General features: G+C 61.0%; 26 protein-coding genes. 12 read left to right on the forward strand and 14 right to left on the reverse strand.

Translation table 11 applies throughout. From position 1 onward, the window contains the following. Positions 1–305: 305 nt before the first annotated feature. Entirely contained in the window at positions 306–734 is a 429-nt protein-coding gene (locus ABIC03_RS02795; RefSeq protein WP_354055326.1) for a hypothetical protein, read from the forward strand. A gap of 246 nt (positions 735–980) precedes the next feature. Here ABIC03_RS02795 and ABIC03_RS02800 read toward each other — a convergent pair whose 3' ends face one another. Further along, a complete protein-coding gene (locus ABIC03_RS02800; RefSeq protein WP_354055328.1) occupies positions 981–1,889 on the reverse strand; it encodes a LysR family transcriptional regulator in 909 nt (302 codons plus the stop codon). Between the two features lie 131 nt (positions 1,890–2,020). On the opposite strand from ABIC03_RS02800, the gene ABIC03_RS02805 reads away from it, so the two are divergent. From ABIC03_RS02805 to ABIC03_RS02825, 5 genes are all read left to right on the forward strand, one after another. Continuing rightward, the gene (locus tag ABIC03_RS02805; protein ID WP_354055330.1) at positions 2,021–2,683 is read left to right on the forward strand and encodes a hydrolase; all 663 of its coding nucleotides are present in this window, start codon (positions 2,021–2,023) and stop codon (positions 2,681–2,683) included. Between the two features lie 583 nt (positions 2,684–3,266). Next, on the forward strand, positions 3,267–4,067 hold the full coding sequence (locus ABIC03_RS02810) for an SDR family NAD(P)-dependent oxidoreductase (protein WP_354055332.1): 801 nt from the start codon (positions 3,267–3,269) through the stop codon (positions 4,065–4,067). Between the two features lie 221 nt (positions 4,068–4,288). Then, a complete protein-coding gene (locus ABIC03_RS02815; RefSeq protein ID WP_354055334.1) occupies positions 4,289–5,029 on the forward strand; it encodes an SDR family NAD(P)-dependent oxidoreductase in 741 nt (246 codons plus the stop codon). Between the two features lie 74 nt (positions 5,030–5,103). After that, positions 5,104–5,970, forward strand: a complete 867-nt coding sequence (locus ABIC03_RS02820; RefSeq protein ID WP_354055336.1) for an alpha/beta fold hydrolase — start codon at positions 5,104–5,106, stop codon at positions 5,968–5,970. Between the two features lie 32 nt (positions 5,971–6,002). Further along, entirely contained in the window at positions 6,003–6,401 is a 399-nt protein-coding gene (locus tag ABIC03_RS02825; RefSeq protein WP_354055338.1) for a RidA family protein, read from the forward strand. A gap of 277 nt (positions 6,402–6,678) precedes the next feature. Here the strand turns inward: ABIC03_RS02825 and ABIC03_RS02830 are convergent, their stop codons facing one another. The 10 genes from ABIC03_RS02830 to ABIC03_RS02875 all read right to left on the reverse strand — a co-directional run bounded on the left by ABIC03_RS02830 (position 6,679) and on the right by ABIC03_RS02875 (position 18,362). Beyond that, positions 6,679–7,194, reverse strand: a complete 516-nt coding sequence (locus tag ABIC03_RS02830; protein ID WP_275496855.1) for a nuclear transport factor 2 family protein — start codon at positions 7,192–7,194, stop codon at positions 6,679–6,681. 65 nt (positions 7,195–7,259) lie between these two features. Beyond that, positions 7,260–7,628, reverse strand: coding sequence for an OsmC family protein (locus ABIC03_RS02835; RefSeq protein WP_354055340.1), 369 nt, complete (start codon positions 7,626–7,628; stop codon positions 7,260–7,262). 119 nt (positions 7,629–7,747) lie between these two features. Further along, positions 7,748–8,641 carry a pirin family protein gene (locus tag ABIC03_RS02840; protein WP_354055342.1) on the reverse strand — a complete coding sequence of 298 codons (894 nt, stop codon included), beginning with the start codon at positions 8,639–8,641 and terminating at the stop codon, positions 7,748–7,750. A 69-nt stretch (positions 8,642–8,710) separates the two neighbouring features. Beyond that, positions 8,711–8,989, reverse strand: coding sequence for a hypothetical protein (locus ABIC03_RS02845; RefSeq protein WP_354055344.1), 279 nt, complete (start codon positions 8,987–8,989; stop codon positions 8,711–8,713). Positions 8,990–9,105: 116 nt separating this feature from the next. Then, positions 9,106–10,695 carry a Na+/H+ antiporter gene (locus ABIC03_RS02850; protein ID WP_354055346.1) on the reverse strand — a complete coding sequence of 530 codons (1,590 nt, stop codon included), beginning with the start codon at positions 10,693–10,695 and terminating at the stop codon, positions 9,106–9,108. A 414-nt stretch (positions 10,696–11,109) separates the two neighbouring features. After that, a complete protein-coding gene (locus tag ABIC03_RS02855; protein WP_354057485.1) occupies positions 11,110–11,331 on the reverse strand; it encodes a LysR substrate-binding domain-containing protein in 222 nt (73 codons plus the stop codon). Beyond that, positions 11,261–12,286 (reverse strand): hypothetical protein, encoded by a 1,026-nt coding sequence (locus ABIC03_RS02860; RefSeq protein WP_354055348.1) that lies wholly within the window; start codon positions 12,284–12,286, stop codon positions 11,261–11,263. Before ABIC03_RS02860 ends, ABIC03_RS02855 begins: the two co-directional genes overlap by 71 nt. A gap of 1,356 nt (positions 12,287–13,642) precedes the next feature. Then, positions 13,643–15,349 carry a patatin-like phospholipase domain-containing protein gene (locus tag ABIC03_RS02865; protein WP_354055350.1) on the reverse strand — a complete coding sequence of 569 codons (1,707 nt, stop codon included), beginning with the start codon at positions 15,347–15,349 and terminating at the stop codon, positions 13,643–13,645. 11 nt (positions 15,350–15,360) lie between these two features. Then, positions 15,361–16,332: an HNH endonuclease family protein gene (locus ABIC03_RS02870; protein ID WP_354055352.1), complete on the reverse strand. Its 972-nt coding sequence runs from the start codon at positions 16,330–16,332 to the stop codon at positions 15,361–15,363. Further along, a complete protein-coding gene (locus tag ABIC03_RS02875) occupies positions 16,332–18,362 on the reverse strand; it encodes an AAA family ATPase (RefSeq protein WP_354055354.1) in 2,031 nt (676 codons plus the stop codon). Before ABIC03_RS02875 ends, ABIC03_RS02870 begins: the two co-directional genes overlap by 1 nt. Before the next feature lie 361 nt (positions 18,363–18,723). Here ABIC03_RS02875 and ABIC03_RS02880 point away from each other — a divergent pair, with 361 nt between their 5' ends. Further along, complete coding sequence (locus tag ABIC03_RS02880) at positions 18,724–19,002, forward strand: hypothetical protein (protein WP_354055356.1); 279 nt, start codon at positions 18,724–18,726, stop codon at positions 19,000–19,002. Between the two features lie 310 nt (positions 19,003–19,312). On the opposite strand, the gene guaA is transcribed toward ABIC03_RS02880, so the two are convergent. Continuing rightward, positions 19,313–20,911, reverse strand: coding sequence for a glutamine-hydrolyzing GMP synthase (gene guaA, locus ABIC03_RS02885; RefSeq protein ID WP_354055358.1), 1,599 nt, complete (start codon positions 20,909–20,911; stop codon positions 19,313–19,315). 148 nt (positions 20,912–21,059) lie between these two features. Here guaA and ABIC03_RS02890 point away from each other — a divergent pair, with 148 nt between their 5' ends. From ABIC03_RS02890 to ABIC03_RS02900, 3 genes are all read left to right on the forward strand, one after another. Continuing rightward, complete coding sequence (locus tag ABIC03_RS02890; RefSeq protein WP_354055360.1) at positions 21,060–21,431, forward strand: nuclear transport factor 2 family protein; 372 nt, start codon at positions 21,060–21,062, stop codon at positions 21,429–21,431. 320 nt (positions 21,432–21,751) lie between these two features. Then, positions 21,752–22,084: a DHCW motif cupin fold protein gene (locus tag ABIC03_RS02895; RefSeq protein ID WP_219683300.1), complete on the forward strand. Its 333-nt coding sequence runs from the start codon at positions 21,752–21,754 to the stop codon at positions 22,082–22,084. Positions 22,085–22,342: 258 nt separating this feature from the next. After that, positions 22,343–22,552, forward strand: coding sequence for a cold-shock protein (locus tag ABIC03_RS02900; RefSeq protein WP_007592195.1), 210 nt, complete (start codon positions 22,343–22,345; stop codon positions 22,550–22,552). 124 nt (positions 22,553–22,676) lie between these two features. Here ABIC03_RS02900 and ABIC03_RS02905 read toward each other — a convergent pair whose 3' ends face one another. Continuing rightward, on the reverse strand, positions 22,677–23,975 hold the full coding sequence (locus ABIC03_RS02905) for an RsmB/NOP family class I SAM-dependent RNA methyltransferase (RefSeq protein WP_354055362.1): 1,299 nt from the start codon (positions 23,973–23,975) through the stop codon (positions 22,677–22,679). A gap of 34 nt (positions 23,976–24,009) precedes the next feature. Further along, a complete protein-coding gene (locus tag ABIC03_RS02910) occupies positions 24,010–24,432 on the reverse strand; it encodes an MAPEG family protein (protein WP_354055364.1) in 423 nt (140 codons plus the stop codon). 168 nt (positions 24,433–24,600) lie between these two features. Here ABIC03_RS02910 and ABIC03_RS02915 point away from each other — a divergent pair, with 168 nt between their 5' ends. Further along, the gene (locus tag ABIC03_RS02915) at positions 24,601–25,260 is read left to right on the forward strand and encodes an acriflavin resistance protein (RefSeq protein WP_354055366.1); all 660 of its coding nucleotides are present in this window, start codon (positions 24,601–24,603) and stop codon (positions 25,258–25,260) included. Positions 25,261–25,330: 70 nt separating this feature from the next. Then, positions 25,331–26,173 carry a metallophosphoesterase family protein gene (locus ABIC03_RS02920; RefSeq protein ID WP_354055368.1) on the forward strand — a complete coding sequence of 281 codons (843 nt, stop codon included), beginning with the start codon at positions 25,331–25,333 and terminating at the stop codon, positions 26,171–26,173. The last annotated feature ends 7 nt before the right edge of the window (positions 26,174–26,180 follow it).

A 26,180-nucleotide genomic window follows, 5' to 3' on the forward strand; every position in this document is an offset into this window, starting at 1 on the left:
AAATGCCGACGGTACATCCCCGCAACTTTTTTATCTTGAATTCACAGAATAAATTGCGCCGCTCGGAACGTTGACCATTCCGCCACCTGTCGAAGTCAATCGACTGAATAGCTCCAAATGCGCGAAAAAATCGCGATGCTGGTACTGCACGGCAATGCTTTTTATACCGTCAGCGATCAGGAATTTTTGTTTGGTCGTCCGATGGGTTCTACACCGCACGGCAGTGTGTAGAAGCCGTCAGCCAAGGTCGCCGTCTTGAACGTCGGTCATTTGAGAAACATCAAGCTGTCCGGTGATCGTCCCGATTGGACGATCGTGGCGATCAACCGAGCTTTGCCGACGGGTTCACCCTGCCCGACTACATGAAGTGGGCGGATCGCGGAACAGCATTGAGACGGGGCATCAGCATGTTCGGGTTCACACTGGAATGGACGGGTGTTCGTTCTCCCGCCGAGCGGGCGGCCGACGCGCGAGCGGTGACCGATCGCGTCGACTGGCATGAAGCCTTGATCCTGCCGATGTTGCTGCTGATCGCGTTCCTGTTCGTGCTCGGCATGATGACGGGGGCGCACCTGCATGAGCGCGCCGACCGGAGCCTGATGTATGCATCGTCCGGCAGCATGGGCCTGCCCATGCTGCCGATGGCCCCGGACTCCTGCCGTAGACCGCTGAACATCGGTTCTACACAGCAGCTGCGGCACGCCGAGGTGCTCGCGCTGCTCGCGAACGAATGATCCAACACATCCGCACTCCCGACGCCGTATGAAAAACGTTCCTTGTGAAACGCCGCCGTGGAATTTCCTGCTCAAACAAATGACAGTCTCAGTACAATCTAACCAATCTGGTCGTGGTCAACGGCTGGGGATGTTCAACGTGTTACCGCTCGTGTTAGCTTCATCGTGTTCTCGCCCGCCTAGTCGGCGTAGGCTCCTGAAGAGACCCTTCGCCGTTTGTGCAACACGAACCGATTTGTTCGCTTGCTACCCCGCCCGTTGAGCCTCCCGCAGCATGATTCCTCTGCAGAGGCCCTCGCAGCATTCAACCATCATTTCAGTCAGCGCCCGCACCTTTCGGGCTGGATGTTGGCCGGCCGGCCGTACCACGTAGATGCCCAAACTTGGAGGTGGGTACTGCTTCATCACCGGGACCAACGCACCGGAGTCAAGATGCTCGATGATAAGTTCCTTCGGAATACCTGCAAGCCCGATGCCCGCAAGAGCAGCGGCGACGAGAGCGACGGCGTTGTCCGCCTTAAAGCGTCCTTTCGGCCTCAGTGTGATCAGCTTGTCGCCATCGAGTGCCAGCCAGGTCTCAGTCCCTTGCATGACAACGTCGTGAGTTTCGAATTCTTCAGGGGTTTCTGGAGCACCATGACGCTCGATGTATTCAGGCGTCGCCACGTATACGGCTGGCGTGTATCCGACTTTCCTGGCGAGCAGGTTCGAGTCGGCGAGGTGACCGATCCTGATGGCGCAATCAAATCCTTCCGCTATCAGATCAACGAATCGGTCCGTGTAGCTGGCGCGAACCTGCAGCTCAGGATTCAGGCGCGCCAGTTCGGCTATCACCGGCGCGAAGTGTGTCGGACCGAAGGTCAGCGGAGCGGCGATCCGTAAGTTGCCGCGTAGTTTGCCCGCTGGCAGGATCGTTTCTCGAGCAATGTCGATCTCTGCGCAAATTTTCGCGGCGTGTTCGCGAAACGTTATCCCAGCTTCGGTCAGGCCAGCGCCACGTGTGGTTCGTGCGAGCAATTGGATACCCAGGTCGGCCTCTAGCCTAGCTAACCGCCGACTGATGATTGACTTGGAAACGCCAAGGCGAAGCGCAGCTGCCGTGACGCTTCCCGCATCGGCCACCTCAACAAATGTCCGCAGTTCCTCGATATCCACTCGCGTTCCCCGATTTGCAACTCAGCACAACACTTCTTGAAGCTATACGCACCAGAAATGCAATGGCATTCGAACATGCGCGGTGCGCTGCAATCGCGTCAAATGAGCGCTTCTGCAGGAAAGGAATTGCCATGAGTTTTCGCCAAGGTCTCGGTTCCCTCCTTAGACCGGAGGATTCGGTGTTGGTCCTGATCGACCATCAGCCCTACCAACTCGCCAATCTGAACAGCCATGATCCTCAGGCAGTAGTTAACAACACAACTGCACTAGCCAAGGCTGCCAAGGTCTTCGGCGTCCCGACGATCCTGACGAGCGTCATTGCGGGGCGGGGCGGACTGATCTTCAAGCATGTCACCGACGTCTTCCCGGACCAGAAGGTGATCGACCGCACCTTCATCAATACCTGGGAAGACAAGGCCGTCGTAGATGCTGTGAAAGGGACCGGACGTAAGCAGCTAATCATCGCCGGTCTTTGGACAGAAGTCTGCGTCGCGATGCCGGCGATCCAGGCTGCGGGCGAAGGTTGGGATGTGACAGTGATCACCGACGCATCAGGAGGCACGTCGGTTGAGGCCCACGAGGTCGCCATTCAGCGCATGATCGGGGCCGGCATCAACATGATGACCTGGTTGGCCCTCGCAGCCGAATGGCAGCGCGACTGGGCGCGTCTCAAGACGGCCGGTCCGCTGACGCAGGTCATGATCGATCATGTTGGCGGCAGCGGCGTCGCCTACCTGTGGGAGCAGCAGCTGCTGAACACACCAGTGCCCAACGAACAGTCGGCAGGCGTCTGATCGGAATGAAGGGGCACGCGGGATGCGCCCCGTGGCGCGACCCGCTCCCTGCCCCGCCGCAGAAAGCGGCGGCCCAGAGGTGCCGCTCGCTGCGTAGGGAGTGTGTAGATATCGATTGAGCTTCCCCATCAACAGGAGATGGACGTCACTTACCCCGAGTTTCGGGTGAGCCCACTCGCAGAGCGCTGGGACGGGCTCCAGGACGAGGTGAAGCCGTCCTGCGGCGGCATCTCCATGTTCAATCCTCTGGAACGGAAGCGCCAGGCGCTACGAGACGCCGGCTGAGCCGAGCCGTCACCCGATCCCTCCTGCGCCTCGAAAGACCCAAAATGGAAATTGGCATCGACAGCTTCGCTGCCACCCTCCTCGATTTCGCGACTGGCGCAGGTGATCGGACGACAGTTGCGGCCAAGATCCACGAGTCAAGTGCAGCCTTGGGCGGGCTTTCACGTATCGCTTTCCAAATAAGTACCGGCTCCAGGACTCGCTGCGATGAGGCACTCGATCGAGCTCCTGGGCAATGAAGTCGCTCCCTCGCCATGAGCATCGTTTGAAGGGTGCGCAGCAATCCAGGAGGGTCGTTATGGCATCCCGCCCCCGACGTCGTCGGTATTCGGTCGTGATCACCGGAGCCGGCACCGGTCTCGGACGCGAGCTCGCGTTGGGCTACGCCGCCCGAGGCTGTATCGTCTTTGGTACTGCAGTGTCTGCTGCTGAGGTGGAGGAGCTCAGAACTGCGTCGGGCGGACGCGTCAGCCTCGCGGTGAGCGATGTCACCAAATTCACCAAAGGCAAAATTTGGGCGGAAGGCGTGTCGGACGCGCTCGACGGGGCCGGGCTCGACCTCCTCATCAACAATTCTCACGTTATCCCCCCGAGCCCGCTCGAAGCGATCTCCATCGATACGGCACGGCATGCTCTTGAGGAGAACGTCCTTGGTGCGATGAGCATCATCAACGCCTTTCTGTCGGCGCTTCGCCGATCGCGCGGCCAGATCGTCCAAATCATCGACGCGAGTAACAGTACCCCAGATACCTTTTGTGGGCTTGCGGCAGCGTCTAACGCGGCGCTCGAGGCGCTCGTGTCCGCTTACCGGGCCGACCTCAAGCCGTTCGGCGTGCACGTCACGACGGTATCGATGGGCCGCATCCAAGGCGGTGATGTATCGACGACTTCAGATGCTCTGATGAGCGCCGCTAAGAACATGGGCCCTGAGCAGCGCGAACTGTATGGCAGGCGGCTTGCAGAATATTCCAAGAGTAACGAAGAGCTGGGCGCGAAGGCTTTGGAGTCCGGCGAAGCTGCTGCGCGCCTTATCGAGTTTCTCGACCAGAAACCCGCCCCAAGCCGGGTCGCTGTCGGGTCCGATGCGAAGGCACATTGATCTTCCCAGTCCTGCTGAAGCAGCGGTATCAGGTCGCGATCACCCGCCGTCCTCAGGCATCCGATCTCGGCGTTCCATTCCCTGCAACACAGCTCAGCAGGTTTCGCCACTAAGCACGGCGAACCCGCCTCCCCAAGATAAGGGGAGCATGTGATCCCGTCGCTGCTTCACGCGCTCCGGCTGTAGCGGCCGATTTCAGGGATGGCAGAAAGGAAAAGAGAATGATCGATCTGAGTGGAAAGCGAGCCCTCGTGGCCGGTGGTTCGCGGGGAATCGGTGCCGCGATCGCGCTGGCGCTCGCTGAAAACGGCGCCGACGTCGCGTTCACCTATCAGAACTCCGCCGAGAAGGCCCAGGCAGTAGCTGCGTCGATCAAGGCGACCAGGCGTCGTGCCGTCACCATCCAGGCCGACAGCGCCGATCCCGAGGCGATCACGCGCGCGGTCGGCGAGGCCGTGACCGAGCTTGGCGGCATCGACATACTCATCAACAGCGCGGGGATCGGCTATTATGGACCTATCACCGAGCTGGACCTCGGCCAGTACCAGAAGCTGATGGACGTGAACGTCCGCGCGCCGATGCTGTTCGCGAAGGCTGTCATTCCGCACCTTCGCGCAGGGGGCCGCATCGTCACCATCGGCTCCGGTCTCGCCGAGCGCGTTCCGTTTCCGGGCGTGACGGCCTACGCGGTTTCGAAGGCGGCGCTCACCTCGTTCACCCGCGGCCTGTCGCGCGAGCTTGGGCCGAGCGGCATCACTGTCAACCTGGTGCAGCCCGGCTCGACCGACACTGATGCGAATCCCGCGAACGGCGACGCGGCCGACTTCCAGCGGGGCATGACGTCGCTCGGGCGCTACGCTGAGCCGCGCGAGATCGCCAATGCGGTCGTTTTCCTTGCGAGCCCGGCCGCGAGTGTGATCACCGGCACGATCCTCAACGCCGATGCGGGCGCGCTCGCCTAGCTTCGACCCCGCGCCGCCTGGTCGGCCAAGTGCAGCTTGCCGGCACCATCGCCACAATCATAAAGGGCAGACAGATGTCGAGCGTCCGCTATCGCACCCAACAGGTCGGGGCCGTCGAGGTCTTCTATCGGGAATCCGGCCCCGTCGACGCCCCGGCCCTGCTGTTACTCCATGGTTTCCCTACGGCAAGCCACATGTTCCGGGACTTGATTCCGCTGCTGTCGGACCGTTACCGCATCATTGCGCCCGACCTGCCCGGATTCGGCCAGACGCGGGCACCCGAGCGCGGCTCCTTTACCTACAGCTTCGACGCGCTGGCCGGAGTGATCGAGGAGTTCGTCGATGCAATCGGGCTAGACCGTTTCGCCACCTACATATTCGACTATGGAGCGCCGATCGGCCTGCGGCTCGCCATGAAGAACCCAGATCGCATCACCGCAATCATCACTCAGAACGGAAACGCCTACGAGGAGGGCTTTAGTGACGAATGGGGCGCGTGGCAGGCCTACTGGCGCGAGCCTACCGAGGCAAATCGCGAGGCCTGTCGCGCATCGCTGTCGCCTGAGACGATCCGCAGCTGGCAATATGGGACAGGCGCGAATCCAGATCTGCTTGGCCCTGACGGATACGAGCTAGACATCGCGTACATGGCGCGTCCTGGCGCGGAGGACATACAGCTTGATCTCATCCTGGACTATCGCAGCAACGTCGCGCTCTACCCGACCTTCCAAGCGTACTTTCGCGAACACCGTCCGCCGCTCCTGGCGGCATGGGGTCGTCACGATCCTGCGTTCGTTCCCGCAGGAGCGCTCGCCTACAGGCGGGACCTGCCTAACGCCGAGGTGCACCTGCTTGACGCTGGCCACTTTGCACTGGAGACGCACCATCGGGAGATAGCCGTCATCATCCGCGACTTTCTTCAACGCTCACTCGGAACGTGACGCGATCTGTCCACCGCACATAGGAGATACTGATGTCCACACGCGAGCCGATCTTCCCGGCCGAGCGCCACGCCCTTTATGACAAGCATCGCTACTCGGCGGCGATCAGGTCCGGCGACCTGCTGTTCGTGTCCGGGCAGGTTGGGAGTCGCGAAGACGGCTCGCCCGAACCGGTGTTCGAGAAACAAGTCCGGCGCGCCTTCGCCAATCTCAGGTCTGTTCTGGCAGCGGCCGGTTGCACGCTCAATGACGTGGTGGACGTCACCACCTTCCACACCGATCCCGAAGCGCAGTTCGAAACCGTTATGAAGGTCCGATCTGCCGAGATCGGCGATCCGCCTTTCCCCAACTGGACGGCGGTCGGCGTGACTTGGCTGGCCGGCTTCGATTTTGAAATCAAGGCGATTGCCCGCATTCCAAGACAACATTGAGCGGCTGCCGGTTTCAAGCGATGGGCGAGCACCAGTGTCCTTGTCTAGAACCTGGCCGGCAGAACTGCCGAGAATCTAGACCGGCATCGCGATGCAGGAGGGCTCGCAGGTCCTGGTCGGTTACGAGCTTCGGAGCTGGCTTTTTGAGAGCCAACTCGGCTTTGCAGGCCCTCGCGACGGCGGTGGCTCCAACTAGGCCGGACGGCTCGAAGTCGGCGGGCCGTGGCCTGGTCCCCTGGAGCAAATGACTTATTCCGGGACGGATCTTAGGCTGCTTTCAGACGCTGGTTTCCGATCCGTCCGGATTTGCCTTGATGAGATATTCGCCGCTTGCTCTAAAACTGCGGACGGTCGCGAAGGTATCTTCCATAAACTGCACGTATGACAGCTTGCCGTTCTCGCCGCGCGCCAGAACCGCGAAGGGTGATGTCACCGTTTTTCCCAGAGCGTTTGATGTGTACGTAAAGGAGCCAAAGATCGCTGCGCCGTTCTTATTCTCGAAGCTGTCCTGAATCTGGAAGTCGTCTACCGTCCAATAACGGCTGACGTCGATAAAGGTCTGAACCAGCCCTTTGGTGCCTTCGTTGGTTCCGGCCCAAGGCATGATCTGCTTCAGTTCCGGATGATCATAGTTGAGCGATACATATACGAAGTCATCAGTCGTGAATTGTTTGACGAAATCCAGATCTGTCGGGTTCGACAAGATCGACTGCAGCACTGCCAAAGGCGATGCCGGCGACGCGGGTTCGGCCGTAGATGATTTCTGCGAAAGAGCGTGCGCGCTAGTTGGCATGGTCAGTTCCTCCTTGGGTTAGATCTTGGAATTGAGGTGTCGGGCAGCCGTCGTCTTGTATCGAGTTATCGGTCACTTATCGCTTTCAGCTCTGACTTTATCGAAGGAGAGCTCTCCAAAACGCGTTGAACCGGGCACTTGGAGGCAACATCAAACAGCCGCGAACGCTGCTGGTCGGTAAGCTGGGAACCGCGAATGAAGATGGTCTTCTCGAACACATCGACGGGGCTAGAAGCGCCTGCAGGCTGTCTTTTCTCATAATCGACCACCACCGATACATGGTCCACCGGCCAGCGCTGTTGGCGGGCGTACCACCGCACTGTCATCGCCGTGCATTCTGCCAGGGCAGCCGACAGAAGTTCGAAAGGGCTAGGGCCAAGTCCGCCGCCGCCGGCATCCACAGGTTCGTCGCCGGTAAGCACATGATCGCTCATTTCGATGCGAACGGCGAAGTGCTTCCTCCGGTCTCGGAAGCTGTTACATGTGCGCGCGGCGCAGCCATCATCCTTCTCCCACCAATAGCCACAAAGCGGATTTCGCGGTACCTCGCCGCCTAGGAGCTGGCCGAAGCAGGCGGCTCGGGCTGGCTCGGCAATGGGATGAACTCCGCGTCGTCCGCATCCGGCAGCTTCATCCGCCCCGCTTTCCAATCTGCGGCCGCCTGAGCGAGCCGCTCCTTCGAGGATGAAACGAAGTTCCAGTAGATGAAGCGCTCACCGACGGGTTCGCCCCCGAGCACCATCACAGCCGACTTTTCGAACGCCTTTACGCGCGAGATTCCCGCACCGAGCACCAGCATCCTACCTGCCTCATAGCGGCGACTATCGACCTCGACCGCGCCCGTGGCGACGTATAGGGCGCGCTCCTTGTGGCCGATCGGAACCTCTGCCGTTGACCCGGCCGACATGTCGAGATGTGCGTAGAACAGGGGCGAGTGCGTTACGGAGCTGGCCACCAAGCCGTAGGCGCTGCCGGCGATGAGATGACCCATGATCCCCGACTCGTTCCACTGCGGCAGATCGACGCCGGAATGGTGTGAAAAGGAAGGTGCGACCTCCTCCTGCTCGACTGGCAGTGCAACCCAGGCCTGGATGCCGTGCACGCGATCACCATGCGCCCGGGCATGCTCGAAGCGCTCACTATGGGTGATGCCGCTGCCTGCTGTCATCCAATTGACTTCCTGCGGTCGGATCGCCTGCTCGTAGCCGAGACTGTCGCGATGCATGATCTCGCCAGCGAACAGATAGCTCACAGTAGAGAGGCCTATATGCGGATGCGGCCGGACGTCTAGGTTGTGATCATCGCCCGGCGCGATATCGATCGGTCCAATGTGATCGAAAAAGATGAACGGGCCCACCATGCGTCGCTTGGCGAATGGCAGCACACGTCCGACTTCGAAGCCACCGCCGAGATTTCGGCGCCGCTGTTCGATGACCATTTCAATCATGTCTATTCTCCTGTTGAGCCGTGTCATCGACAACGTCAAAACATTCTGGGTGGCGCGCGTAGAAGCCAATCATGAAAGGACAAACAAGAACGGCCCGCGCCCGGCGGCCTGGAGCGCTTCGAACACGCCGCGCGCCAAATGCGAGTTGATGACTCGGCCCGAAAATTGCTCCGGCATAGCGTCGACGGCGGGGAATTTGAGGCAGGCCCTTGTCCAGAGCGCGGTCACGATGGCTTTCGTCGACCGATTGCTGACTGCGTGCTTGAACTCGGTGTCCCTCCGGTTGCTGGTTGATGTCGGTCGGAGGTCGACAGGTGGCCGACATTCGTTATTGAGGATCTTCAGCACGCAACGCTCCGCTTCTTCACTGAAGTAACATTGTGGCGCGTGCTTACGGAAGGTTCGGAAAGTGAGTAGCTGTGTCGCATAAAGTGGAACGCACGAGGGAGGCTTTTCGACGAGCTCTAGCGCGCGTCTACAAACCGCGTTGCCGTGATCTCCTCCAGATCGAGTTCCTGCTCGATTGCGTGGAGCACGCTATCGTGTATCTGGTCGGCGCGATGCATACGCAGCAGTTCGTTGCGGCCGGCGGAAATCGCTGACAACACGGCCCTGAAGTGATCAACGCGGTGTGAGGCGAACGTATCCGGCTCTTCGGAGAGCCGCGCCGAAGCCCGCACTCGATAGGAATACTGCTCCATCAGTCGCGGATGGCGGTGCTTGCCATCCGGATCGAGCGACTCCTTTTCGACTGCCGCCAGTTGAGCGGCAGCGATGCGGGCGCGAGCCTCCGCCTCCGAAAGCTTTGCGGTGCTCAATGAGACAAATCCCGCTCCGGAAAGCAGACGTACGAGGGGCGCCAATGTCGCGCCTTGTATCAGGACCGTGACGAGAATGACCGCGAACGTTACCGCTAAAATGAGATCGCGGCCGGGAAACGCTTCAGGAAGCGAGAGCGCCGCAGCCAGGCTCACCACGCCGCGAATGCCCGCCCAGCTCATTATGAAGGGTACCGATAGCGGAGGATAAGGATCTCGCGCTCGCAACGTCGAGAACAACGCGCGAGGAATGTACGTTGTCGAGAAAATCCAAACGAACCTTGCGACGATCACGGCTGCGACGATCGCCATCATTGATGGCAGCAGCCCGAGCAAAGTTTCCAGTCCGCCGAGCCTTGTCAATATGCCGCGGAGCGATAGGCCGATAAGGATGAAAATCAGCGATTCCAGCAAGAAAACAGCAACGCCCCAGACGGCAGCCGATCGCGTGCGAGTGACGGCTGATAGAAGTTCGTGCTGATGCCAGCCCATGACCATTCCGCATGCTACGGTGGACAAAACTCCGGAGACGCCCAACTTCTCCGCCGCGATGTACGAAATCCAAGCGGTCAAAAAGCGCCAGACGACGGTAAGGTCGGCATCGGCGATGCGCTTGATGACAGAAATTGATACGTAGGCGGATGCCACCCCTAGCGCCACCCCGCCAACCGCGAGCCAGGAAAACTGGAACACAGCGGAGGTCGTGCTGAAGGCTCCGGTAAGCGTTGCGGCCACCGCCAGTCGAAACAGTACGAGTCCGGACGCGTCATTGACCAAGCTTTCGCCCTCGAGCAAAGCAACGATCCGCTGCGGCAAAGGCAGTTTCTGTAGCACCGCCTTCGCTGCGACGGCGTCTGGCGGCGAGACAATCGCCCCTAGTGCGAAGCAGGCTCCCCATGGAAGGGCCGGTTGCACTAGGTGGGTTACAACGCCGACGGCCAACGTCGTGAAGACGACCGCACCGACGGCCAGTTGCATTATGATCCTTATGTCGGCGCGAAAGTCCCGCCAAGCGGTAAACCACGCGCTGGCCATCAATAATGGTGGCAAGAACAGAACTAGGACCAGTTCGGGATCGAGTTCGATGTTCGGAGCTTCCGGGACCATCGCAAGACCAATTCCGCCCGCGATAAGCGCCGCAGCACGAGGAAGCTGAAGCTTGCGCGCGAGTACCTCCAGGATGACGATCATGGCCAACAGCAGGAGCATGATCTCAAAGCGCGCTACAGGGGTCATGTCTTCCTACTTTGTCTCACCGACCAAGGCATTTGATCGGCCCATTAACGAGATGGCGGTTCGGCCGGATGACTAATGACGCTCTAGGTGTTTGTCATCCAGATGGATGCGGTGTTGGCGCACCCGTGTACACGGTGCCGACGGAATATAGGGGGCCTGCAGAGAATTCCGGGATGAAATGATAAATAAGCGTTCCGCTTTGAGAGACACAGAGTTTCGTATCGCGCAACACCTATGGATTGGGCGGCAATTTGCTACGGACAGGCCTAGAAAACGCCAAGCCATGGATGCACGAATCATGCGACGAGCAGCAGGCAGACGCCTCCTCTCTCCAAATTCTTCGTAAGGGTGTTCCTGCGCATTCGTCATTTGCCATGGAAGGTAGCGGTCAGTACTACCCAACTATGCGGTGGTTCAGGCCTTTCCGGGCTTGTCGGGCCTATCCGGGTTTGTCGCAAAAGCGGAGAGCGAACTCACCAGGAACTCAGTGAATGCACGCAGCTTGAAGGGCATATACCTGGCCGGCGGAAACATTGCGTAGACAGACATCTCCGGCGCGCGATAGTCAGCCAGTACTTCCTTCAGACTGCCGTCGTGCAGACACGTCTGGACAATGAAGTTTGGAAGAAGAGCGATGCTTTCCGGCGATCATGTCCGAGTCGCCCCAGGTGACCGGCGCCTCCCACAGGACGTTTTCTCGGCCGAACCGAAACGGACGACGCTGCGGGAATTCCACGATGGTGTCCGGATAGCCGATGAGACGCCCCTGCTCTTCGATCATCTTGGTCAAGCGAAGCCTGTCCGGATGTTGGGATAGATCGCCACGCTGCGAGTCGAGGAAAAGCATCGCGATCGGGAGCAGGCGCTCCTTCCCGATGGACCCGAGCAGAGCTTTGAAAAGCTTGATAAAGCGCGACCCCGTCAAACATTCGTCCATCAGCACCACGAGATCCGCGCCTGCGGTCGCTTTTCCGCAAAGCTTGGCGGCATCCTTGACGGTACGGCCGCGGCCGGGTCGATCGTTCCGCGGGGCGTTCCACTGTACCACCTCGATCGAGATCCCTTTGCTCCTCGCCAGTTCGGCGACAAACTGAACCGGCACAGTATTTCCGGTCGGCGACTCCACGAGAACGACCTGATCGTGCCTCCGCTCGGCGAGCCATCGAACGAGACTGATACCTAGGGTTACCAAACCGTCAAACTGAGAAATACCGACGTCGAAGAGACCTTCGGCACCCGCCTCGAGGGCTCGATCGAGCCCAGATGGATATTCGTACGTCTGATTGAGCGCGGTCGGCGCGAGAACGATCGCAATCAGGGATTGGGCGGCCCAGAATTTTAACGCCGCTTTGCCCCTCTCATCGAGCCCGGCACGATTTTGAAGCCGTTTCATCCATGTCGTCAGTTCGAGAAAGGCCGCCCTCCGCATCTCTATAGTGGCGAGCGACCGAGCGACTGCGGGATCGTCCACTCCGAGGATACCTAAAAGCCAGACGATGAGCGGCTCGGTCTCGTCGACGCCGACGCGCGACTGCAGAAAGGCGACATGCGCTGATTTTCCGAATTTCTCCGTCGAGCTATCGTCTGTCATGACTAGCCAATTCGTTTCGTAGCAATGATGCGCCTGATCTATGCGCAGCCACAGCTCTCGCAATCGTTGTTGCGCGAACGGCGCTTGTCGCGTTGCCGCGTTGTGGCCGGCATCGAGCGCCCTTGGTCAGGTATCGGTTCAAGCGGTCGCAGAACGCCTCAATCACCTCGACTTTCCAGTCGAGATTCTCGGTGAAGCGTGGCACAAACCGTGTTGGAGAGTGCTACACTGTGGTGCTCCACCGCAAAAGGCCAGCGGTTCGCGAAGCGTCTGTTTTTGAAGGGTTTTTTCGCCACTGAGAATCGGTGGCGGAGAGAGTGGGAGTCAAACCCACGATTCTCGGTCCTCTACCTCCGGACAACCAACACTACTCGTCAGCGCTCCCGGCGTCCTGTCCTCGGAATCAGACCGCAGATGCGCCACAAGCCTGCTGTGCCGGCGCAAACGCCGGCTCCTGGCCAATTGAACCATTCCAACTTTCGCTCCAGCTTATCATTAGCCAATTCGAGCTATAGCTACCGCCAAGCAATTGAGGCGGATAATAGTTGGTCCTTTTTGCGCCAAAGCCTGTCGGTGCGCCAGCCAGGCTTCAAGCGCTCGAACCTTCCGTACGATGGAGCCCGCTGCAGTACTCCATCCGTCAAGACGCAATGGATGTCGGACCTAAGCTTGGGGTAGAATTCTCAATCTGGAGGAAGCGAGAACGACTCGACGAAGCTACGCTAAACTGCGCGATGCCAGCCCGTAGGTTTGCCCTCGCGACTTGGAGAGACGACTACAAAAACGCCCGGCCACATAATGCCTAGGGCAATCTCACACCGACTAAATACGCCAGCCACAGCGCTCTTGGGCCGCAACGGGGCGGGACTCCGCGCTGCGCGATGCCGAGGGCTCCGCGCCCCTAACAGAAAGTGGAGCATTCGCGCGAGTCTACCAAAGATTGAATATCGAAATTTTTGTTAGCGTTAGAACTGACTTTCGCCGAGCGCCTCACTCAATGGATCGCAAGGCAATCCGACGATCTAAGGTCTTATGATTGATCGGGGTTGAATGCGCCAGCGTCGTTCCTGGGAGGTACGTTCCCCAATATCGTCGTAGATTGAGCCTGAGCGATGAATGAATACGCCGAATCCCGGGTGCAATCTTTTGCGACAGCGCTCAAACCGAGAATGCATGTAATATAAACAGCTCATGCCAGTGAGTATCACTGAATATCCTGAAAACGATGGCGGAAATCATTGCTCCCTCGAGCAGCTAGTCCGTAGAGACAGCGGCGAGGAAAGATCGGTTGGAATCAACCGCGGCCTCTGCACCTTGTCGATCAGACGCCGTACGGTCTGGCTGCAATCGTTGCGGTCAATAGTCCATGCGGGCAACAGAGCGGATCTGGCTGCGGCTCTTCGGCATATGATCGTCGAAGCTTTCCAGCGGCTGTTGCTTCCGAAACGCGTCTCCCAGCGCGGCGATCGCCTCCGCTCGTTCTCGCAAGATCTGCCGTTCGCTTACCGAGAAATTCTTATAGGATGACGGTTCGTAGTTGGTTGCGATCTCTGCGTATCCAAGCGAGCCCGGTTCGGGTGCTTCAGCGTAGGCATCGGCGAATTGGCGCAGCATCTCGTCAAGCGCGCGGACTTCGACCAAATAGCGACGCCACTTGTGCTCGTTGAGTTCGAACTCGCTATTGATCAGGTCGCCGGCACGTTCGCCGAAGCCGGTCAGCTGGTCGATGCGGGCGGCCGGCATTTCCAGGTTGAGACCGCCCTCCTCCGGCTTGAGGTTGACCGTCACGATCCGTTCGCGATAGCCGGCCAGGATCGACTGGAGGGAATCCTGCCAGTCCTTGGCGCTGTCAAAGAGGGCGAACACGAAGGCGATCAGTCCGGAAAAGCCTCGCGTTGGCAGGAGTTGCCCCTGTCCTGCCTTTGTCGGAAGGAAAACCCGGGTTTTCCCGGCATTTTCCGGCTTCTCCCGCCGGCGGTCATATTCGCCGAGCGAAATGCCAAAGGTCGGGCGCGACGGCAGGAAGCGGTCGAAGAAATGTACCGGAAAATTCGACGACAGCCCACCGTCGGAGAACATGCAGCGCACCAACCTGTCCTGTTCGGGGACGCCGACCAGCGTATAGTCGATTCTGTAGAGCGGCACCGCCGAGATCAGCGCCGGGAAGCTGAGGCTCATGCGTGCGAGGACCACGAGCGGAAGATTATCGATCTTGAACAGATAGAGGTCGCTTGATCCCTCCTTTGGCGTCGTCAGCATCGCGTCGACGACGCGAGCCGGAAAAAGCGACCGGAACTCCCGTTCGGAAAAGTAATGAAGGTTATTCTCCATCGGCAGCACGTAGGGGCGATGCGAGGTGATGTCGGTGGTCACCGTCTGCACCTTGATCCGGCGGGATTGAAGGTCCTTGACCCCAAGCGGTGCGCCGGTGGCCGAACGCCCAGCGACGAGATCGATCGTATCGGCCAGCCACTCGGTCAGGGCGGGCCGGCCGGCGGGCATGTAGGGTTGGGTCATTCCGTTGCAGAGGCCGTAATCCGCCTCCGGGAGCCTGCAGGCAACATCGCGAGCGGCGACAAAAGCCGCCGTGGCGGCAGGCAGCAGAATGAGCAGGAACAGGAACAGCAAGACACCGAGCACCGCCGCTGGCACCGAATGCCAGGTGAACGGGATCATGATGGCAATAATGATCGCAGGGATGGCACCCAAAAGCGCAGGCACCGGGTAGCCCTTCAAAAGCGCGAAGACCGTGCCCGCGATACTTTTCGACATCGCCGCCAGCATCAGATTGAACACCGGACGTAGCTCCTGGCGAGGCTGGAATTTCTCCAGGAGCGTCGCCGACAGCTGCTGTGGGAGCGCTTCGATCTTTTCAAATCCGCCTTCGGCGCGTCCGTATTCGGCTGCGGCAGTGACGACCGCGGCAATCGCGCCGGCCGACGTGCCGCCGATATTGCGGAAGCGGTACCTGCGCGAAAGTTTCACGACGGCCTTCGGGTAGACCACCCCGCTGGTGATCCCACCCTTCATGACGAGGTCGCAGCTCTGTTCAGGCGCGCTCATGTCCCATCTCCTCAGTTGACTCTAAGCGCCTTCGACCAAGCCCTCACGAGGCTTGAATAGGGCTGGTCCGGCCCCGCCATCGCGCGAATTTCGTCGAGGATCTGGTTGACCAACAGGTCGAGCCGCGCGCCCATCGTCTTGTTCTTCGGATCGGGGCTGGCAAGAAGCGTCTCCGAAATCTTGCCGATCTCGTCGATCAATCGGCTCAGGAAATCAAGCTTGCGCAAGGCTCGCGTTCGCTCCTGGACCAATCCGAGCCGGTTCAGACCATAGACATGGATCGATGTCAGGCCACGCCTGGAAGGGATGTCATCCTTCAGGGTCGGAAGGACGAGACCAAGGGGGTCGCCGCGGTCGATGTGAAACACTAGGTAGTCTTCCGGATCGTCCACGCAGGGGTTGATGAGGTCAGGCTGCTCGTCAATGCCGGGAAAGTCTGCCGTCGCCCTGGCCGCGCCGGCGATCGGAAACAGATCTTGCTTGCCAAGCGATGCCTTGACCCCTTGCATCTCTGGAGCCGCCAGCAGTTGCGCGAGGCTATCGGGGAATTTCGGCAAGTCCTGCCAGCGCCGCCGATTGCAATCGATACAACTTGGCAGCAGGTTGTCCCACACCATGGCAAGCCACCAGTAGCCGGGATGATTCGCAACCCCGGCGATACGTCCCTTCGGCCGGTAATGTTCGACATCGACCGGCGCCTGGTTGGCATACCGGCTTTCGCAATAGGCACATTTGCCGAAGAACAGCTTGTCGAGCGCGTATTTGACTGCTTCGTCGGAATAGGCGTTGAAATTGAACGCCTTGTCCTTCTTCTTCCTGGCTTTCGTAGTTGGAACCGGGGCCCCGGCGGCGGCTGCCCCAGCTTCTGCCTCTGCCTGCGCTGCAAAGAAGATCCGCGCCTTCGTCAGTTCCTTGCCGCCAAGGCTCTTGTTGCCGACAAGGACAGCCGGCGCCGAAACCAGGGCCCGATCGACGCGCCGCATCAGATGCCCTCCAGGACAGCCAGGATCCGCCTCTTCGTTTCACCGCGCAGGTCCTTGCGTGGCCTACCGGCAAGGTTGCGCCGCTTTACGAGGTAGTCGGCAACGGCCTCCTGCACGAGGCGGGCAGCCTCGCTCATGCCGACAGGAAGGGCATCCACCACCTGCCTGCGGAGCTCGTCCATCGCAGCCCTGACGGCCTGGTCCGGCGCACTCCCGTCCTTTTTCGCGAGATAGTCACCAAGCCTTGCGAGGCTTGCCTCGATCTCGGGGTCGTCGGTGGAGAACAGGCTGAACAGGTCCGAGGTCAGGAGTTGCTCGATGGTCAGCGTCGATACCTTTGGCAATTGGGTGAGGCTGTCGACCATGACCGGGATTTGGCCGCTGCCTAGCTGCCTGGCGACCTTGCTCAACACCACCACTTCCCCGTCGCGCATTCCCCTGAGGCACAACGGATCATGGGTCGTGACGATGAAGGTCATTGACGGCAATGCGGTGCGCAGGCCCTTCATGATGTTGATCTTCCAGCGCGGGTGGAGATGGGCCTCGACCTCGTCGATCAGCACGATCCCCTCCGCCGAGGTCAGCGTCGTGAAGTTCGGATTGACGTCGCGATCCATGAGCCATCGCATGATGTCGCAGGACAATGCGAGAATGGTGCGGAAGCCCGACGAGACGTTCGAGAGCGGGGTCCTGCTCTTCTTGCCGGACGCATCAATCTGCATTTCGACGAAGCATCGGCCCTTGGCCTCGTCGCGATAGATGACGTCTATCTCTTCGGCCGCCCCGAAAATCACGCCTAGCGCCTGGACGACGGCCCGGTACTCGGTTGGCGACAGGCCGAGAAGCCATTGCTCCGGATTGCTGAGCAGGCTGTCGGTATGAAACGGGCTGAGCACCGGTCGCGACGGTTTCCAGGCCTGTAGGTCGCGCACATAATGACGGTAGGCGCCGTAGCCGAAGACCAGGGGCAACCGGTTCTCGCCAATCTGAGAATAGCCCTTGGCACCGATCGTGAGTGTCGAGACCTGTTCATTGTCGAATTGAAGCCGGACCTTGGCCGTTGGCTTCTGCGGCAGGTCTTCGGCGCCCATGAAGCTGGGGTTGAGCCTCAGGCTACCCGGATCCTCCACAAGATCGGGGCGCGCGTCGCCGCCGATGAGGTTAAGCGCGATCGCCTCCAGGATGGAGCTCTTGCCAGCAGCGTTTTCGCCAAGGATCAACAGTGCCTGCGCAATGCGTTCGGTCGGATCTGGTGCAGCAGGCATCTTGATCGACAGCGTTTCGATCGCCTTGAAGTTCGTCAGCCGGATTTCCTTGAGGCGGGGTCGTGCTCCCGCGATGTCGGTTTCCTCAACGATATTCGCAGACGCGGTGACCGCCCCGATTTCCGCGTCGCCGGCATCGCCTTGGCGCCTCAGGAACCGCCAGAGACTGACGAATTCATTGGTGTCGTTCGGCCCATCGCCTTTGAGTTTTGTATAGTCGTCGAAGGCTCGTCTTCGCCTGGTTCTCAATCGCGTCCGATTGAGCCGGAAATGCTTGATCGTTTCCTCGCCGCGCCGACTTGCAGCTTCCAGCGATCCGTCTTCGCGCGGGACGAGATGGCGAGCGATGTCGTCGGCACAGGGATCGACCAGGAGCGGTGTTTCGTCGAGGTCCAGATCCGGCCATGTCCCGTCGCCATTCTCGACGAACCGGGCATATTCTTCCGCCGTCGGGATATGCGCCCTCTGTCCGTCGACCGGGAAGTACGTGGTTCGTTTGGGCCTGCAGTCCCCGCAGATCGGATAGAGATTGATCCAGGCATCCGACAGCCAGCCGTAATAGAGATGGGCGTCGCGCGTCCGCCCGTCCTCCTCGCTGCCGATCGTTGGCTCGGCATCGTTCATCGGCCTGAAGCGGTGCAGGAACATGCTTTTCGAAGCCTGTTCGCAGAATGCGCATTTCCCCAGGAACATGTGGGAGAGATCGCGCATGATCTCCCGGGACTCGAACCGCATGATCGGAACGCGGGTCTGTTCGCGTTTCATCGGATCCAACTGAAGATAACGGAGAAAGGATTGACGTCTTTCCATGGCAAGCGAGCCGGCCAGGGCCGCTGGTGGACGTGGTGTCCGGGCGACGTATCGCATGATCTACCCCAAGTGGTTCGGCGTCGGCACGTCGCGGACCCGATAGAGCGCAGGCCTCTTAATTTGTATCATCGTGCGGATTGAAAAAACCGGTCCACTCTGACTGCTTTTCTTCGCTTCTGTAGGCCCCTGAGGGCGTGACAATCCGCTTGAACATCAGACCGCGCCGGCCACAATATCGCTCGATCTCCTCGATCCTGGATTTAATGTTTGGAATGCCGTCAAATCCCCTTCGCGTAAAGCAGACCCGGCGCAGTGATTGCAGAGTTTCCAGTTCCGAAATGACGTCACGCCACCGGGTGACGCGACTATCGATGTAGGCGTCCGGCCGATCGCACTCGCGACCTTCCTCAACCTCGACCTCGAATATCAGGTCAACAAAGTCAATGCGCCTGCGCGACAGGAACTGGAGTTTCTCACCGAGTTGAGCGCGGCGCAGATCCTGCTCGCCGAATGCCCGAGATCAAGAGGCTCCAGAGCTGATTTCTCGGGTTGCTGTAAAAAAACTCCGCTTTGTTGGCCTCGTGGCCCGGATTGAATGTCCCGAGAATGATCGTTTCGACAGCCGGGTTCAGCCCGTGGTCTCCAAACTTGTGCCGAATGCAAACTCTTTTCTCCAGTTCTTTACCCCGCACCATGAACTGGCGATCCTCTTGAGTGTAGTTGAATGCGATCTCCTGCCTGTCCCCAGAACCTTGCACCGGACTGCGGTTCGGATTGCCACGACAGCTTGCGCCGCGCGATCGTCACTCCATCCCGAACATCTCGGCGAAAGTCACGATCGGCACGCCTTCCTTTCGCCGCAGCGGCTGCGCCAGGCTATCCTAATCTATCCTACCGTATCTACTTCACTCCCACTCAATCGTCCCCGGCGGCTTGCTGGTCACGTCGTACACCACCCGGTTCACGCCCTTCACCTCGTTGATGATGCGCGTGGCGGTCTCGCCGAGGAATTTCATGTCGAACTGATAGAAGTCGGCGGTCATGCCGTCGGTGGAGGTGACGGCGCGCAGGCCGACCACAAAATCGTACGTACGGCCGTCGCCCATGACTCCGACCGTCTTGACCGGGAGCAGTACCGCAAAGGCCTGCCAGATGTCATCGTAGAGCCCGTGCTTGCGGATCTGGTCGATGTAGACGGCGTCGGCCTTGCGCAGGATATCGAGCTTCTCTCGCGTGATGTCGCCGGGGCAGCGGATGGCGAGGCCGGGACCCGGGAACGGATGGCGGCCGACGAAGATTTCGGGGAGGCCGAGTTCGCGCCCGAGCTTGCGCACCTCGTCCTTGAACAGCTCGCGCAGGGGCTCGACGAGCTTCATGTTCATGCGCTCGGGGAGACCGCCGACATTGTGGTGCGACTTGATCGTCACCGAGGGGCCGCCGGTGAAGGAAACGCTCTCGATCACGTCGGGATAGAGCGTGCCTTGCGCCAGGAAGTCGGCGCCGCCGATCTTCTTGGCCTCCGCCTCGAACACCTCGATGAAGAGGCGGCCGATGGTCTTGCGCTTGGTTTCGGGGTCGGTGACGCCTTCGAGCTCGCCGAGAAACTGCTTCGAGGCATCCACGTGCACGAGCGGGATGTTGTAGTGGTGGCGGAACAGGTCGACCACGGTCTTGGCTTCATCGAGACGCAGCATGCCGTGATCGACGAACACGCAGGTGAGCTGCTCGCCGATCGCTTCGTGGATCAGCACGGCCGCGACCGCGGAATCGACTCCGCCGGAGAGGCCGCAGAGCACCCTGCCCTTGCCGACCTGGGCGCGGATCTTCGCGATCTCCTCCTCGCGGAAGGCGCGCATGGTCCAGTCGCCGGAAAGGCCTGCGATCTTGCGAACGAAATTGCGGATCAGTTTGGCGCCGTCGGGCGTGTGGACCACTTCGGGGTGGAACATCAGGCCGTAATATCTGCGCGTCTCGTCCTGGATGATCGCGAAGGGCGCGTTCGGCGAGGTGCCGGCGACCGAGAAGCCCGGCGGCATCTTTGTGATGCGGTCGCCGTGGCTCATCCAGACCTGGTTCTTGCCGCCTGGTGACCAGACGTCCTCGAACAGCTTGCTCGGCGCCTTCACCTCGACATCGGCGCGGCCGAATTCGCGGTGATGGCCGCCCTCGACGGTGCCCCCGAGCTGCTCCGCCATCGCCATCTGGCCGTAGCAAATGCCCATCACGGGCACGCCGGAATCGAAGATCGCTTGCGGCGCGCGGGGCGAGCCGGCCTCATGCACCGACTCAGGGCCGCCGGAGAGAATCACCGCCTTCGGCTTCATCTCGTTGAAGGCTTGTTCCGCCTTGTTGAACGGGACGATCTCGCAATAGACGCCGTCCTCGCGCACGCGACGCGCAATGAGCTGCGTCACCTGGCTGCCGAAGTCGACGATGAGAATCTTGTCGTGCGCCGAGGCCACCGAGGGCGTCGACGCGGAGCGGTCGGTCTGTGCTGCTGTCATGGCAAGCAAATACGCGACGGGGGCTTTTCCCGCAACCGCGCGGGCCGCGCGCCCACATTCTTCTTTGGGCATGGACAAATCAATATAGGTAAGTATTATTGACCTAATCGCCCCATCCTCAAACAGGGGCCAATCAGGGAGAACGCTCGTGTCACAACACCATCAGCCATCACAGCTCGCCGCGCTCGGCCGGACCTGGGTCGAGGCCTGGAACGCGCGCGATCTCGAGCGCGTGCTCACACTCTATGACGAGGATGCCGTGATGACGTCGGACCGGATCCCCATGTTGGGATTCGATGAAAGCGGCACCGTGCGCGGCAAGGATGCATTGCGCGCCTATTGGGGCAAGGCGCTCGCCCTGGTGCCGAACCTGCATTTCTCGCTGATCGAATTGTTTGTCAGCCCTGATAGCGTGGTGGTGTTCTACGAGAACGAGCGGGGAAAGCGGATCTGCGAATATCTGCGGGTGAATGCGGCCGGAAAGATCGTGCAGGGCTCGGCGAATCATTTGCCCGATTAAGCGCTCGCTGGGTTGGACGATGCGCCCTCACCCACCGCTGTCATTCCCCGCGAAGGCGGGGAATCCAGTACGCCGCGGCTTTTCCGTATCACGGCACGGCCTCTGGAATACTGGATCGCCCGGTCGAGCCCGGCGATGACACCGAGAGTGAGGCGCGAGCGTGCCTCAAGCTCGTCATTGCGAGCGCAGCGCGCAGCCAAGCAATCCAGGTTGCCGCTGCAGATGCATTTCTGGATTGCTTCCCTGCGCTCGCAATGACGGAGACTGTGGCGAGCGCATACGCTAACAACACCGCCGCCGGCCCCGAGACAGGACACTCCATGAAGCTCCCCACCTCCCCCTTCACCGTCACCGACTGGAGCAAGGTCGAGCCGACCATCCATCCCGGCGAGACCGGGCAGGCCCAGTGGCGCACGCTCAACATCGGCGATCTCCGGGTGCGGATGGTCGAGTATACGCCGGGCTATCTCGCCGACCATTGGTGCGACCGCGGCCACGTGCTCTACGTGTTGCAAGGCGAGCTCGACAGCGAGCTGCGCGACGGGCGCAAGTTCAAGCTCACGGCCGGGATGAGCTACCAGGTCTCGGATTTCGGCGACGCCGCGCACCGGTCCTCGACGGCGACCGGGGCGACGCTGTTTATCGTCGATTGAGCGCCCTGGACGGGTTAATTTGCACCGCAAAATAGCAAAATACGGGGACATCCCGAGCGGCGGGTGGTGCCTTGAAGTGGCCCCAAAATCTCGCTATATTGTGATCATCGATACTTGGCCGAACGACTGGGCCGCTTCGCTTCGTTGCTGACGGGCGCGCACGCTTCAGATGATTTCTCCAACATCGACTGATCAGGACTATGGGCGCAATAATGCGTACCGGTCCGCGTGTTAACTTCTTAAGCAAAGGAAATTCCCATGGCTATGGGCACCGTGAAGTGGTTCAACAATCAAAAGGGTTTTGGTTTCATTCAGCCGGATGACGGCGACAAGGACGTGTTCGTGCACATCAGCGCCGTCGAGCGCGCTGGCCTCTCGACCCTCAACGAAGGTCAGAAGGTCTCGTTCGACATCGTCGCCGATCGTCGCAGCGGCAAGTCCTCGGCTGACAATCTCCGCGTCGGCTAAAGCCCGCGCACCGTTCTGACCACGGACGTACCGGCAGAACGTCAACTTAGAAAACCCCGCGACCGGGTTCCGGTTCGCGGGGTTTTTGTTTGGGGTCGCCGCACCCCAAAGAGCGACTATGACGCTACGATTTCTTCAGCACCGAGACGAAGAACCCGTCCGTCCCCGTCCGCCGCGGCGTCATCATCCACCCTTCGGCGGATCGTAGCGCGGCTTGCTCAAACTCCTCCGCCTTGTCCCAGAGCACGCTCGCGGTCTGCTCGGGCGGCACCACCGCGAACTCGGGATGGCGTGCGGCAAACGCCCTCACCTGTTCGCCGTTCTCCTCGGAAAGTACCGAGCAGGTGATGTAGGCGATGCGGCCGCCGGCCTTGACCAGCGGAACCGCGCGGTCGAGCACCTCGGTCTGGTCTCGCAAGCGAATCTCCAGCGCGCCCGGGCGCATGCGCCATTTGGCATCGGGGTTGCGGCGCCAGGTTCCGGTTCCCGTGCAGGGCGCGTCGATCACGACGAGGTCGGCGGTGGCGCTGATCTCGGCCAGCGGATCGGCGTCGCCCTTGGGCGTGCGCACGTCGGCATTGTGGACGCCGGCGCGCGACAGGCGTTCGTGGATGGGCGCGAGTTGCCGCTTGTCGCTGTCGGTCGCGATCAGCCGGCCCTTGCCCTGCATCATCGCGGCGAGCGCCAGCGTCTTGCCGCCGGCCCCCGCACAGAGATCGATCACCTGCTCGCCCGGTTTTGCCGCGGTCAAGGCAGCCGCAAGCTGCGACCCCTCATCCTGCACTTCGATGGCGCCCTTGATGAAATCCTCTTCGGCCTGGATCCCGGGGTTGCGCGCATCGGCCGAAAGCTCGATGCGCAGCCCGGTTGCGGACCACTGCGTCGGTTTCGCATGAAGATGAGCAAGCGCCCCCAGCACCTTGTCGCGATTGGATTTTAGCGTGTTGACGCGCAGGTCGAGCGGCGCCCGGCTCGCCATCGCGGTCGCCTCCGCGACGCGCTCTTCGCCGAACGCCTTTGCCAAATACGGATCCAGCCATTCCGGATAGTCGCCGGCGATCGCGGCCGGAGCCCCTTGAAGCGATCGCGAGGCGAGCGCGGCCTGCTCGGCCTCGGTCAACGGCGCGGGAGCAAAGCGGCTGCCGTCCAACAGCGCGGCCATCGTGGCCGCATCCATGTTGCGCTCGAGGCGAAGCATGCCGATCAGCCGAGCACGCGCGGTGTCCGAATCCATCAGGTAGGCGCTCGAGGCATAGCGGCGCAGCACGTCCCAGACGAGGCCGGCAATGGCGGCGCGGTCGCCTGAGCCGGCGAAGCGGTGCGCGGTGCCCCACTCCTTCAGCGCCTTGGCCGCGGGCACGCGGTCTTTCTCGATAGTGTCGATCAGTTCGATGGCTGCGGACAGCCGGGCAGCGGGAGTCATTTGAATCTTTCAGATCAAATTCGACGGCTAACCGTCAGATCAACAAGAGCATCTTCAGTGCGAAGTAGATCCACGTCGCGAGCAGCACGAGAACGCCGGCGAGCCAGATCGTGGAGCGGCGTCCGAGATTGTTGGAGGAGATGAAGATTCCGGCATGGACGAAGCGCGTCACCACGAACACCCAGGACATCAGCACGATGAAAAGATCGGCATGGCGCAAGGGGAGCGCAAGCGCGATCAGGACATAGAACAGCACCGGCAGCTCGAACTGGTTGCGGTAGCAATTGGCGAATTGTGTGGCGCCCTTGGGCCAGTTGGGCTCGCCCAGCGCAATGTCACGGCTCTTGGTCTCGCCGGAGACGAGCGCGCGCCGGCGCCCCATCGCCATGGCGATCAGGAGCGCGAAGGTGAGACCGACCTGCACGAAAACCGGCAGCAAAACCATTTGAACGGACATCGGAATTTCTCGGGATTTCCCAACCGGCGGAAGCCGCAGCTAGCGTCCATTAGCGGTCACCGCTGGTCCTGACAATCAACGAGTTGAACCGGCGTTCCCGATGAGGCGACCAACTGTCGACAGTTAAAGCGATTTTGCCCCTTGGGGCGCGCAAGGCGAGAGACCGCCATGAACACCCTCTTCAGCCAAATCGCCAGCCTGACCGGGGCGCTGACCGAGTCCGCCGACGGCCAGTTCGGCATCCTGATGTCGGCACTGGCCGGCATCGCGACGGCGCTCGCGGTGGCGCTGGCCATGACGGTCTACTTCCGAATGAGTTATCGGACCTGGCGCGATGTCCTCAGGCATGGCCTCGCCGCGCTCGCCGCCCTCGCCCTGTTCGCCTTTGCCGCCTACGACATGCGCCATGCCGCGCTGGCCTATCTCGGCCTCAATCCCTCGAAACCCGCGGTCGAGTTCGAGATCCGCATGCCCAGGGAGACCTTGGCGGCGGTGTCCGACACCCAGATCGAGCTGCATACCGACCGCAACCAGACGCTGGCGCTGGTCGACGGCGTGCGGGGGCTCGGTGATGGCCGCTCCGTGCTGCGTGGCGTGGTGGCGCTCAACCATCGCACCGCAGACCGCGTGCTGGTCGTGAACCTGCCCGGCAAGGGCACCTTCGAATTCCGCCTCCGCCTGCCCGCCGAGCCGCATCGCTCCGAGCAGTCCGGTGCCCAGTTCGGCCCTCAGTTCGGTCCCTGGCACCTCGCCGACCGAATCGCCTCGCCGCTGGCAAGCCCGGTCGCGCCGCAGGACGCCTACACGATCCGCTATCGCGTGCTTTAAACATTGTTCGATCGTTGACCGCGGACGCGCCGTCATCGTTCCGACGTCGGGCGTGGCCTATGATCGATCCATGTCCGAATTTCGCCTGACGCAGATCTCCGATACCCATCTTGGCCGGCGCTTCCCTGGCCTGATCGCCAACTTCCAGGCGCTCAGCGAGCATATCGACACCGATAGGCCCGATCTCGTCGTCAACACCGGCGACGTCTCGTTCGACGGGCCGACCAGCCGCGACGATGTCGAATTCGCCAAGGGCCTGCACGACGCCCTGCCTGTCGCCTGCCGCTACATTCCCGGCAATCACGACATCGGCGACAATCCGACCGCGATCGGCCCTGCGCCGAAGCCACCGGTCGCGGAAGCGCATCGCCAGCAATTCCGCGGGATCATCGGCGAGGACCATTGGTCGTTCGAAGCCGCGGGCTGGTGCTTCATCGGCCTCAACTCGCTGGTGATGAACTCAGGGCTCGCCTTCGAGGCCGAGCAGTTCGATTGGCTCGCCTCGGAAGTTTCGCGCGCGAACGGCAAGCCGGTCGCGCTGTTCGTGCACAAGCCGGTATTTCTCAACGGGCCTGACGATCCCGAGACGCCGGAGACGTCGATCCGCTACGTGCCGCAGCCGGCCCGCGCGCGGCTGATTGAGATGTTTGCACATGTCGACCTGCGCCTCATCGCCAGCGGTCACGTGCACCAGCGGCGCGACTTCACCTGGCGCCACACCCGCCACGTCTGGGCGCCGTCGGCGGGCTTCAAGATCAACGATGCGCGCCAGGACCGGATCGCGATCAAGGAGGTCGGGCTTGTGGAGTACCGCTTCCAGCCCGACGGCTTCGAGGTTCGCCACGTCAGGGCCGCGGGCCAGGTCGATATCGATATCGAGGAGCTGCTCGCCCAGATGGGCGGCGAGCATTAACGCTGCC

Source organism: Bradyrhizobium sp. RT6a, from assembly GCF_040547675.1.
Lineage (GTDB): Bacteria > Pseudomonadota > Alphaproteobacteria > Rhizobiales > Xanthobacteraceae > Bradyrhizobium.